Source organism: Candidatus Magnetominusculus xianensis (assembly GCA_001541255.1).
GTDB classification, from domain to species: Bacteria; Nitrospirota; Thermodesulfovibrionia; order Thermodesulfovibrionales; family Magnetobacteriaceae; genus Magnetominusculus; species Magnetominusculus xianensis.
Genome location: LNQR01000034.1, coordinates 1 through 10,342, shown reverse-complemented (window position 1 = coordinate 10,342; position 10,342 = coordinate 1). Strand labels below are relative to the sequence as shown.

12 protein-coding genes and 1 tRNA gene are annotated in these 10,342 nt (G+C 45.9%); 2 read left to right on the top strand and 11 right to left on the bottom strand.

Annotated features, from left to right (window positions below):
• Positions 1 to 10: 10 nt before the first annotated feature.
• Positions 11 to 904, bottom strand: coding sequence for an MBL fold metallo-hydrolase (locus ASN18_RS05040; RefSeq protein ID WP_085051653.1), 894 nt, complete (start codon positions 902 to 904; stop codon positions 11 to 13).
• A 119-nt stretch (positions 905 to 1,023) separates the two neighbouring features.
• Here ASN18_RS05040 and ASN18_RS05035 point away from each other — a divergent pair.
• Positions 1,024 to 1,098, top strand: a tRNA-Val gene (locus ASN18_RS05035).
• 4 nt (positions 1,099 to 1,102) lie between these two features.
• On the opposite strand, the gene purB is transcribed toward ASN18_RS05035, so the two are convergent.
• From purB to ASN18_RS04985, 10 genes are all read right to left on the bottom strand, one after another.
• Entirely contained in the window at positions 1,103 to 2,401 is a 1,299-nt protein-coding gene (purB, locus tag ASN18_RS05030; RefSeq protein WP_085051651.1) for an adenylosuccinate lyase, read from the bottom strand.
• 33 nt (positions 2,402 to 2,434) lie between these two features.
• Positions 2,435 to 3,163 carry a metallophosphoesterase family protein gene (locus tag ASN18_RS05025; RefSeq protein WP_085051650.1) on the bottom strand — a complete coding sequence of 243 codons (729 nt, stop codon included), beginning with the start codon at positions 3,161 to 3,163 and terminating at the stop codon, positions 2,435 to 2,437.
• Positions 3,160 to 3,609 (bottom strand): transcription antitermination factor NusB, encoded by a 450-nt coding sequence (nusB, locus tag ASN18_RS05020; RefSeq protein WP_085051648.1) that lies wholly within the window; start codon positions 3,607 to 3,609, stop codon positions 3,160 to 3,162. Before nusB ends, ASN18_RS05025 begins: the two co-directional genes overlap by 4 nt.
• A gap of 13 nt (positions 3,610 to 3,622) precedes the next feature.
• Positions 3,623 to 4,084, bottom strand: coding sequence for a 6,7-dimethyl-8-ribityllumazine synthase (gene ribH / locus ASN18_RS05015; protein ID WP_157072841.1), 462 nt, complete (start codon positions 4,082 to 4,084; stop codon positions 3,623 to 3,625).
• Between the two features lie 28 nt (positions 4,085 to 4,112).
• Positions 4,113 to 5,330: a bifunctional 3,4-dihydroxy-2-butanone-4-phosphate synthase/GTP cyclohydrolase II gene (locus ASN18_RS05010; RefSeq protein ID WP_085051645.1), complete on the bottom strand. Its 1,218-nt coding sequence runs from the start codon at positions 5,328 to 5,330 to the stop codon at positions 4,113 to 4,115.
• Positions 5,327 to 5,986 (bottom strand): riboflavin synthase, encoded by a 660-nt coding sequence (locus ASN18_RS05005; protein WP_085051643.1) that lies wholly within the window; start codon positions 5,984 to 5,986, stop codon positions 5,327 to 5,329. Before ASN18_RS05005 ends, ASN18_RS05010 begins: the two co-directional genes overlap by 4 nt.
• A gap of 2 nt (positions 5,987 to 5,988) precedes the next feature.
• A complete protein-coding gene (locus tag ASN18_RS05000) occupies positions 5,989 to 6,351 on the bottom strand; it encodes a hypothetical protein (RefSeq protein WP_085051642.1) in 363 nt (120 codons plus the stop codon).
• The gene (gene lepB, locus ASN18_RS04995) at positions 6,348 to 6,965 is read right to left on the bottom strand and encodes a signal peptidase I (RefSeq protein WP_085051640.1); all 618 of its coding nucleotides are present in this window, start codon (positions 6,963 to 6,965) and stop codon (positions 6,348 to 6,350) included. The genes ASN18_RS05000 and lepB overlap by 4 nt, the downstream gene beginning before the upstream one ends.
• Positions 6,962 to 8,755 (bottom strand): translation elongation factor 4, encoded by a 1,794-nt coding sequence (gene lepA, locus ASN18_RS04990; protein WP_085051639.1) that lies wholly within the window; start codon positions 8,753 to 8,755, stop codon positions 6,962 to 6,964. The genes lepB and lepA overlap by 4 nt, the downstream gene beginning before the upstream one ends.
• A gap of 578 nt (positions 8,756 to 9,333) precedes the next feature.
• Positions 9,334 to 9,708, bottom strand: coding sequence for a hypothetical protein (locus ASN18_RS04985; RefSeq protein WP_085051638.1), 375 nt, complete (start codon positions 9,706 to 9,708; stop codon positions 9,334 to 9,336).
• 317 nt (positions 9,709 to 10,025) lie between these two features.
• On the opposite strand from ASN18_RS04985, the gene ASN18_RS04980 reads away from it, so the two are divergent.
• A complete protein-coding gene (locus ASN18_RS04980; RefSeq protein ID WP_157072840.1) occupies positions 10,026 to 10,235 on the top strand; it encodes a hypothetical protein in 210 nt (69 codons plus the stop codon).
• Positions 10,236 to 10,342 lie beyond the last annotated feature (107 nt).

Sequence of the window (10,342 nt, the reverse complement as noted above, 5' to 3'; positions counted from 1 at the left end):
GCCGTAGAAGTTAAACGATTACGATTTCGTCGCCCTCGGCAGCAGCCGATATAGTAAGCCCTGTGTGCCCTGTCCCTGCGTAATACGCCCTTGTCTCTTGTACAATCTCATCAACCTGAGCATCTGAACGGGTTGGTTCGTGGTGGAACATGACGAGGTGCTTTACGCCTGCCTTTATAGACATGTCAACGACATGTACGTTAGAGCTGTGTCCCCAGCCGACCTTTGTGGGGTATTCAGAGTGCTTGTACTGGGCATCGGCAATAAGTAAGTCGCAGTCTTTTACGAATTCAACGTTTCTGTTGTTTTGCTCTTCAACAATCATAGCAATTTCGGCTGTCTCGGCCTCGTCCATTGCGGCGCTTGCCATGAAATTATAGTAAGGCTCGTTGTCACCCGTGTAGACCATGCTTTTGCTGCCCTCTGTTACCCTGTAGGCAAAGCAGGTTACGGGGTGGTTTACAAGTTTAGAGCGGATTTTAAGGCTGCCTATTTCGACAGTCTCCTCTTTCAGGTCAACGTACTTGATGGTTGCCTGCAGCTCGTCGGAGTTTACGGGGAAGTATGAATAGACCATCTGCTGGGCCATTATCTCACGAAGGTTTTTATCAAAATGGGGCGGGCCATAGATAGTTATTTCGTTTTTTGGTATATAGGCCGGGATAAAAAATGGGAATCCATGAATATGGTCCCAGTGCGTGTGTGAAAGGAACAGGTGTACCTTGACTGGCGACATGGCGGCGAGCTTTGAGCCAATCATGCGTATGCCGGTACCGGCTTCAAAGATGACGATAGTGCCGTCTTCGGCGTCAAGCCCTATGCAGGAGGTGTTTCCACCGTAGCGCACAGTGTCTTTGCCTGGTGTTGGGATTGAACCCCTTACGCCCCAAAACTTTACTTTCATAGCAATAGAATACACTAAAAGATTAGAAAAATACCATAAGAAAATAATTCATAAAGGCCAAATATGAGTTATTGACAATCAAGCGGTAAAATTGTTATGTTCTATTAGTAGATTTTGTGGGGCGATTAGCTCAGTGGTAGAGCGCTGCCTTCACACGGCAGAAGTCACAGGTTCGAGCCCTGTATCGCCCACCAGCCCTTAACCTGCTCCGAACACACGTTCATATATAAAGTCGATGTGTTTAAGATAGTCGTCAAGGTCGAATAGTTTATCAAGTGCTCCTCCGGCCAGACAAGCCTTCACCGGTTCACTGGCTTGCAGGAGTTCCTTAAATTTCATACCGTCTGCCCAGCTCTCCATCGCCTTTTTCTGGACTATTGAGTATGCGTCCTCTCTGGACATTCCCGCACCGGCAAGCGCAAGGAGTACCTTTTGAGAATTATAGAGGCCGTGGCTTAGGTTTAGATTTTTCAGCATCGTCTCTGGATAGACAACCAATCTCGACAGGATTCCCTTGAGGCGTACCAGCATGTAATTAACGAGAATTGTACTGTCCGGGATGATAATCCGCTCGACAGAGGAATGACTGATGTCACGCTCATGCCACAGGGCAACGTTCTCAAGGGCGGCCATTGCATTTGAGCGCACAACCCTGGCAAGTCCGGTGAGGTTTTCACTTCCTATGGGGTTGCGTTTGTGGGGCATTGCTGAAGAGCCCTTCTGGCCCACTGAGAATGGCTCTTCGGCCTCGCGTACCTCCGTGCGCTGGAGGTGCCTTATCTCTACGGCAATCTTTTCAATAGTCGAGGCAATTATGGCAAGTGTTGTCATAAACTCTGCGTATCTGTCGCGCTGCACTATTTGCGTGGCCACGTGTTCAGGGACAAGACCTAATTTTCCCAGCACCGCGGTTTCTAACTCTGGCTCTATGCTGGAAAATGTTCCAACTGCACCAGAGAGCTTCCCTGCGCTTATCGTCTTACGCGCACTTTCCATTCTGCTGAGATTTCTATTCATTTCCTCATACCAGAGGGCAAACTTTAGGCCAAACACCGTTGGTTCAGCGTGGATGCCATGGCTTCGCCCTATGCACGGGGTCTTTTTGTATTTAATCGCCTGTGCCTTGAGGCATTCCATCAGGGCCTTAATATCGCCTATGATAATATCTGCTGCATCCCGCATAAGCAGGGCGTTTGAGGTATCAAGGATGTCTGACGAGGTAAGCCCCTTGTGGATATATCTCGATTCCGGGCCGACGTGTTCGGCAACGCTGGTGAGGAAGGCGATAACGTCGTGTTTAACCTCTGCCTCTATTTCGTCAATGCGTAAACAATCGAATCCAGCCTTTTCTTTAATTGTTTCAAGGGCTTCGGCGGGGATTTCCCCTCTTTCAGCCCATGCCTCGCACACTGCCAACTCTACCTCAAGCCACTTCCTGTACTTGGCCTCAAGCGTCCACAACTGCCCCATCTCTTTTTTTGTGTATCGTTCTATCATATTATTTTATTTGAAAACCCCTTGTGTTTGATTTTAATGACCATATGACAAGCGCTCAATGAGCCTTGCCGGGAGGTTGGCATCTGCCATTTCCTCCTGTGTTTTTTCCACGTCATAGGGGACCCTGATTATCTCAATAGCAGAGTCATCGACAACGGCGTATGAGGAACGCGTATCACCATCTCGTGGCTGCCCCACGCTGCCTGCGTTTACTATGTAACGGTTTGCTTCCTTTATTTCAGTTTTATCCCAAATAGTTGACATATTGCCCATTCCGGCGTTTTCTATTATAACCGGCGTATGACTGTGGCCTACGAAGCAGAATTGCTGCCCAAAACTCCGAAAGTTTACCTCAGCATTTGTCAGCGAAAAGAGGTAGTCCCAGTTATCAGGGTCTTTTGGTGTGGCGTGGACAAACATGGCATTGCGTGCCGGGTCAGATTTAAATAATTTAAATGCCCTTATGTCTTCCATGTGTTTGTCAGTTATTTGCTCGCGCGTCCATTCAATTGCACGCAGTGCGATTTCGTTAAAATACTCGGTGTCGGTGTAACCGATTACTGCCCAGTCGTGATTGCCTGCGATGAGTATCTTGCAGCGCTGTATTATTATATCAATACATTCATTTGGCCTCGGGCCGTAGCCTACAATGTCTCCGGCGAAGTAGATATCTGCAATACCGCGGTCTTCAATATCTTTGATAACCGCATTGAGGGCGTGCAGGTTTGAGTGGACATCGGAGATTACCGCGTAGGGTGTCATTTGGTGCTCTCCTTTTGCCGTTTACCGCCTTTAGCGTTTTCGGGGGCGTTTTCGTGCGCTATCGTGTCCAATATGCCGTTTATAAATGAAAAGGACTCCAGGGTTGAATACTTTTTTGCTATATCCACAGCCTCGTTAATCGTAACCGCCGCCGGTATGTCTGCCCTGTAGAGTAGTTCATACACGGCAAATCTTATAATATTCCTGTCCACAGAGGCAATCCTCTGCAGCTCCCAATGCTTTGAAACCGATTGAATTATCTCGTCAATTTCTTTCAAATTTTTTATAACCCCACCTATGAGGTCTTCTATGAATTCAAGGATGTCGTCAGACGGGGATTTGTTGGCAAGCCCCTCCTGTATCTCTTTTCTGTCAGAGATGGACTTTGTAAATTCATATTGAAACAGGCTTTGCAATACATATTCCCGTGCTTGTCTTCTCGTCATAGTCGGCGGCTGGTTAGAGCTTCTTTATGAGATTAGCCATTTCGATTGCCGTCATGGCCGCATCCCATCCCTTGTTGCCGCTTTTTGTACCGGCGCGCTCGATAGCCTGTTCGATGGTGTCGGAGGTTATCACGCCATAGGCTATTGGTACTCCGGTGTCCATCGATGCCGCAGCTATTCCCTTTGACGCCTCTGCCGCTACATACTCGAAGTGCGGCGTTGCCCCGCGTATTATCGCAGCCAGCGCGATAACAGCATCATATGCCCTGGATTGTGCCGCCTTTTTTGCTATCAGAGGCAGTTCAAACGAACCCGGCACTTTTATTACCGATATGTCAGCACTCTCAGCGCCATGCCGTGTAAGGGCATCAACTGCCCCTTCAAGCAGACGCCCGGTTATGAAGTCGTTAAACCGGCTCACAATCAGGCAAAACTTAAAACCCTTTGCATTCAATTCTCCTTCGTAAACTCTCATCAGCTTCTCCTTTATTGGGATTTTTTCCTCAAACTTTATCTAATATATGTCCCATTTTCTTCTTTTTTGTCTTTAAATAAACCAGATTTTTATCGCACGGGACAATCTCGATGGGAACTCGCTTTACTATTTCAATCCCGTAGCCGTCTAACCCAACGATTTTCCTCGGATTATTTGTCATCAGGGCTATCTGCTTAATACCCAGGTCAACAAGTATCTGTGCCCCTATGCCGTAGTCCCTGAGGTCGTCCTTAAAGCCAAGTTCAATGTTGGCCTCAACAGTGTCCATGCCCTGGTCCTGAAGCTCATATGCCTTGAGTTTGTTGGCAAGGCCGATGCCGCGTCCTTCTTGTCTCATATACAGTATCACGCCGCATCCCTCTTTGTCTATTATCTCCATAGCCTTTTGCAGTTGCTGCCCGCAGTCGCAGCGCCTTGAGCCGAACACATCACCGGTGAGACACTCAGAGTGTACCCGCACCAGCACCGGTTCATTGGCCGTGATATTGCCCTTTATCAGGGCCAGGTGGACATTGGCATCGACGGCGTTTTCATATGCTATGGCCTTGAAGTCACCACCGAATATAGTCGGCATATTTACGTTTGCCACCTTTTTTATCAAACGCTCGTTTTTGAGCCTGTATTCGATAAGGTCCTCTATTGTTACGATTTTTAACTGGTGTTTTGCCGCAAACTCCATAAGCTCCGGTACCCTGGCCATAGTGCCGTCGTCGTTGAGTATTTCACAGATTACACCGGCGGGGATAAGACCGGCAAGTTTCGCAAGATCAACAGACCCCTCTGTTTGGCCTGCACGCTGAAGGACTCCACCGGGCTTTGCCCTCAGAGGGAAGATATGCCCCGGCCTGGCGAGGTCTTCAGGACGGCAGTCGGGCCTAATTGCCGTAAGAATAGTCCTTGCCCTGTCTGCTGCTGAGATGCCCGTAGTTACTCCCTTTCTGGCCTCTATGGATACTGTAAAGGCTGTACCGAAGGACGAGGTATTGTTGCTTGTCATCATAGGGAGGTTCAAGTGTTCGACTTTCTCAGGGGTCAGGCTCAGGCAAATCAGCCCTCTGCCGTATTTGGCCATGAAGTTTATCACATCAGGTGTGATTTTCTCTGCGGCAACACAGAGGTCACCCTCGTTTTCCCTGTCTTCGTCATCGATGAGGATTACCATCTTTCCCTCTTCGATGTCCTTTATTGCCTCTTCTATTGTATTAAACGAATGTCTGGTTTTCATCTTATGAAACCTTCCTCTCTTAGTTTATTTAATAGTTTTTCACTATTTCCGGCAGTATTTCCCGAATATGCGGCGACAAATTTCTCTACATATTTGCCTATAATGTCCGTCTCAAGATTAACACTATCGCCCCGGTTCTTTGCCCCAAGTGTCGTCACGCCCGATGTATGAGGGATTATGACAATAGAAAACCCTCCCACACGCACATCTGCAACCGTGAGGCTGACGCCGTCTATTGCTATTGAACCCTTCCTTACTATGTATTTTTGAATCACTGGCGGGGCATTAATAACTACCTCTATGACGCCCCCACCCGCTGCGTGTTTTGCCTCTATTGTCCCCGTGCCGTCTATATGTCCGGTGACGAAGTGCCCGCCAAACCTGCCTCCGGCTGACATCGCAGGCTCAAGGTTTACCTTTGTGCCGGAGGTAAACATGCCAACCCCTGAGCTTCTTTGGGTCTCATCTGAGACATCAAAAAACATTTTGTCGCTTTCCTTCTTTACTACTGTAAGGCAAACACCGTTTATCGATATGCTGTCACCGATTTGGGCGTCCTTCGATACTACCGCGTCAACAACCACCAGTTCGGTTACGCCGTGTTTCCTTTTCATCGAGGCTACCTCGCCTATGGATAGTGTTATGCCTGTGAACATCGTTATTCTTTTACGTCAACTTTGAAGAAAAGGGTTTTTTTATAGAATCCCATGAGGTCAACCTCGACACTCCATGCCATTTTTATCGTTATAATCCTCTTTTCCTTGTCGAATGTGATGTTTATCTTATCTTTCTTTATGGGGATTCCCAGTTCCTGCACCTTTTCATTTATTAGTTCAAGGGTTTTTTCTTTCTCCTGCCCCAGTCTGGCTATCTCTTTTGCCTCAGAGTTCATAGAATTATGTTTGTAGTACGGCATTGCAAACTTAAATCCAGAATACATTGCGGTCACTATGAGTGCTATAATAATGATTGCCTTGATGCCGCCGCCGCCGCGCTCGTTGCTCAACGTTTTTTCAGTCATTTTACAAGCCTCCCTATTCGATTAAATCTGATATGTTCATACCAGCCTATATTTTTAGAATTATCCCATGACCAATAAATAATCAGTGCCTTTCCCCGTATAAGATTCAGGTCAACGAAGCCCCAGAAGCGGCTGTCCTGGCTGTTGTCGCGGTTGTCGCCCATGACGAAGAATTTGCCTGGGGGGACACGTCTTGGCTCCATGTTGTCGCGCGGGGGGATACCATTTCTCATCGATGTGTCCGTGTGCTGTATGAATGGTTCAACAAGTTTTTCATGATTTACGTATACCTCTTTATCTACTACCTCTACGATGTCCCCGCCAACGGCTACGACACGCTTTATGAAGTCCCTGCTGAGGTCATCAGGGTACTTGAACACTATTATATCGCCCTTTTTGGGCTGATTGAAGGTGAGAATCTTCGTGTCCGTAAACGGGATCATTACACCATAAATAAACTTATTCACAAGGAGCTGGTCTCCTACCAGCAGGGTTTTCTCCATTGAACCAGAGGGTATCTTATAGGCCTGTATCACAAAGGCACGGATGAAAAGGGCCAGCAAGAGGGCGGTTACTATTGCCTCGGAGTACTCCCTGTAGACATTTTTTTTCATTTATCTATCCTCATAACCGCTAAAAATGCCTCTTGTGGTATCTCTATATTACCTATTTGTTTCATTCTTTTCTTCCCTTCCTTTTGCTTTTCTAACAGTTTTCTTTTTCTTGTTATATCGCCGCCATAGCACTTGGCCAGCACGTCTTTTCTCATGGCCTTTACGCTCTCTCTGGCTATTATTTTCCTACCGATGGCAGCCTGAATAGCTATTTCATAGAGCTGGCGATCTATGACCTTGCGAAGGTTTTCCACAATCTGCCGCCCCTTGTGATAGGACTTGTCCCTGTGAACGATGAGTGAAAGGGCATCGACTGGTTTTGTGTTTATCAGTATGTCAAGCTTTACGAGGTCTGCATCCCTGTAGCCGATGAAATCATAATCCATTGAGGCATAACCCTTTGATATAGACTTCAGCCTGTCGAAGAAATCCCACAATATCTCGTTCATCGGCAGCTCATATGCGACCATCACCCTGTCCTTCCCATAGTAGGTAAACTCCTTCTGTGTGCCTCTTTTTTCCTGACACAAGTCGAAGATATTGCCAACGTATTTCTCCGGCACGAAAATCGTTGCCAGAATAAACGGCTCTTCTATTTTAACAAAACTCTCAGGCAGTTGTGTTGGATTATCTATTGATACTATATCGCCGTCATTTTTTGTGACCCTGTAAATAACCGTCGGGGCTGTGTTTAACAGCGACAGGTTAAACTCCCGCTCAAGCCTTTCCTTTATAATGTCCATGTGCAGGAGTCCGAGGAATCCGCATCTGAAGCCGAAGCCAAGCGCGGTGGAGGTCTCAGGCTCATAGCTGAATGATGAGTCATTGAGCCCGAGCTTTAAAAGGGCATCCTTAAGCTCCTCATATTCGTGTGTCTCTGTAGGATAGATACCGCAAAAGACCATCGGCTTAATCTCTTTATAACCAGGCAGCGGTTCAGAGGCCGAAACTTGGGCATAGGTTATCGTATCCCCGATTTTTGTATCTCCGACTGTCTTCATGTTTGCCGATATAAATCCAACGGTGCCGGGGCCAAGAGACTCTGTATAGAGCAGTTTTGGGGTAAACACACCCACATCGATGACCTCGAAGACCTTACCGGTTGACATCATTTTTATCTGCGTACCCTTTGTAATCGTGCCGTCAAATACCCTGACCATGACGATGACACCCTTGTAGCTGTCAAACCACGAATCGAAGATCAATGCCCGGAGCGGCAGCCCTGCATCCCCGGTTGGAGGCGGGACTTTCCTGACGATTGCCTCAAGGATTTCTTTTACGCCGATACCGTTTTTTGCCGACGCCATCAGTGCCTCAGAGCAGTCAATCCCTATGGTCTCCTCTATCTGTGTGACGACGCGTTCTGGTTCTGCCTGTGGCAGGTCGATTTTATTTATCACGGGCAGCAGTTCAAGATTGTGGTCGAGGGCAAGATATGTGTTGGCAAGGGTCTGTGCTTCAACCCCCTGAGTGGAGTCAACCACCAGGAGTGCGCCCTCACATGAGGCAAGGCTTCTTGATACCTCGTATGAAAAGTCCACATGTCCGGGCGTGTCTATCAGGTTCAGGATATAACTTAGGCCACTGTCGGCCTCGTAGATAATCCTTACGGCATGAGCCTTGATGGTGATGCCGCGTTCTTTTTCCAGGTCCATGGAGTCGAGTACCTGTTTAGTGAGTTCCTTGCGGCTGAGCGCACCGGTGAGTTCTAAAAACCTGTCGGCCAGCGTAGATTTGCCGTGGTCAATATGGGCAATTATAGAGAAATTTCTTATGTTTTCAGTTACCAAATTCTATGTTCGTCCATTTCATGTCTTTTGGGATAAACTGCTATTATACACTAAACGTGCAGAAATAGCTAAATCTGAAAAAATCTTTACCGGCTGGTACATTAATAGTAGTGTCATCATTAGCGCGAAAACTTGCAATGATACCTATCGAGATTGAAGATTTTGCTGATTCGCGGCGAGAAGGTTATGTTTAGACGCTGGGTAGGTTGAACTTCGTGGAGTTAAGACAAAAATGTTGGTGCGTACTTTTATGACCGATTCCCAGCTGTTTTTATGGTTCAACTGACTAATACTAAGTTGCAGACAATTGTATAATTTACCAAACAACAAACAAATAAATTATTTTTGTCTATTGTTTAAGAAACATTTTAATCGCCGTAAATTGTCACGGTACTTATTTAGTCATCCATATTTAGTAACTCTATTTAGCTCTTCATTTTTTCAAGAACAAGGGAGATTATTAGTGAATTTTCAATAAATCTCCCTACTGCAAGAGCGTATGATATCCAAAAAACGTAAGTATACGGCCCGAGGCAAGACCACGGGGAATTGCATGTTAAACTAAATTCATACATATTCTATGTTGCAGTTTTTTTAGTAAAGTATTTGTAAACCCACCAACCAAGACCCTCTGTATATATAGTAGTAATTATTGCATTAGCTAAATTTCCTATACCAGGAAACCATCCAAGTAACGCTTTTGCACCAGCAACACCTACTCCTGCACCAGCCGCTTGTCCGAGAATAGCTAATGCTGTAGATTTATTAGTTTTCTGATCGAACAGTTCGCCAAGCGCAATTACCATGCCCACAGTAATGACAGTTAAAAATGGTGTATCTAATCCTAAAGTAGCACCCTGAGCAAGCGCACCCGCAGTTGCTGCAGAAGCAACTGATGCCCCATGTATAATCATTTTAGCTCTTTTTTCCCTTTCTAATGGTGTTAATCCCATATAAGTGTTCTTCTTTTCTGAGCTATCATATTATTAATCCTCCTTTTTTTATGTAAACAATAATTATAAATACTCTCGCATTTATGATAACATACAGCATGATACAAAGTGAATATATATTGAAAAAAAGTAATAATTTTTTTGAAGGTAGATAAATATTTACCTGGCAATAGACAAAATGAACCATTTTGTCTATTCGTCCCCTTCTGAATTCCTGTAACCCCGCACTTTTACTAATGGCAGACAAGGCAGCATTAGACTAAACGATTACACTTACTTTTTTGACTGCAATTTGGTATTAAGGGGAGTTTGAAAACTTGAGGGACCATATCGAAATCATGTGCACGTTTGTCAGACTTCGGCAGATGCTTGCCTCAAATGCAGATTTGGCGCGCAAACACGATAATATTGAGAAAAAATATGACACACCGTTTAAGTTGGTCTTTGATGTCATACGTGAATTAATGAAGCAGCAGCAGATAAAAGGCCGCCATATTGGATTCAGAAGGGAAAATGAAGGGAAATGAATAAACAGGGACAGCGACAATACTGTGCGGTACAGGAATTGCTTAACAATTTACGGTAGAGGTTGAGAGCAGTCCTAAAGCTACAATTATCAGCACATCTTATAATT

Excerpts from the sequence above, each read along its gene's own strand:
- ASN18_RS05040 (WP_085051653.1), bottom strand. The coding sequence starts at position 904 with ATGAAAGTAAAGTTTTGGGGCGTAAGGGGTTCAATCCCAACACCAGGC.
- purB (WP_085051651.1), bottom strand. The coding sequence starts at position 2,401 with ATGATAGAACGATACACAAAAAAAGAGATGGGGCAGTTGTGGACGCTT.
- ASN18_RS05025 (WP_085051650.1), bottom strand. The coding sequence starts at position 3,163 with ATGACACCCTACGCGGTAATCTCCGATGTCCACTCAAACCTGCACGCC.
- nusB (WP_085051648.1), bottom strand. The coding sequence starts at position 3,609 with ATGACGAGAAGACAAGCACGGGAATATGTATTGCAAAGCCTGTTTCAA.
- ribH (WP_157072841.1), bottom strand. The coding sequence starts at position 4,084 with ATGAGAGTTTACGAAGGAGAATTGAATGCAAAGGGTTTTAAGTTTTGC.
- ASN18_RS05010 (WP_085051645.1), bottom strand. The coding sequence starts at position 5,330 with ATGAAAACCAGACATTCGTTTAATACAATAGAAGAGGCAATAAAGGAC.
- ASN18_RS05005 (WP_085051643.1), bottom strand. The coding sequence starts at position 5,986 with ATGTTCACAGGCATAACACTATCCATAGGCGAGGTAGCCTCGATGAAA.
- ASN18_RS05000 (WP_085051642.1), bottom strand. The coding sequence starts at position 6,351 with ATGACTGAAAAAACGTTGAGCAACGAGCGCGGCGGCGGCGGCATCAAG.
- lepB (WP_085051640.1), bottom strand. The coding sequence starts at position 6,965 with ATGAAAAAAAATGTCTACAGGGAGTACTCCGAGGCAATAGTAACCGCC.
- ASN18_RS04985 (WP_085051638.1), bottom strand. The coding sequence starts at position 9,708 with ATGGGATTAACACCATTAGAAAGGGAAAAAAGAGCTAAAATGATTATA.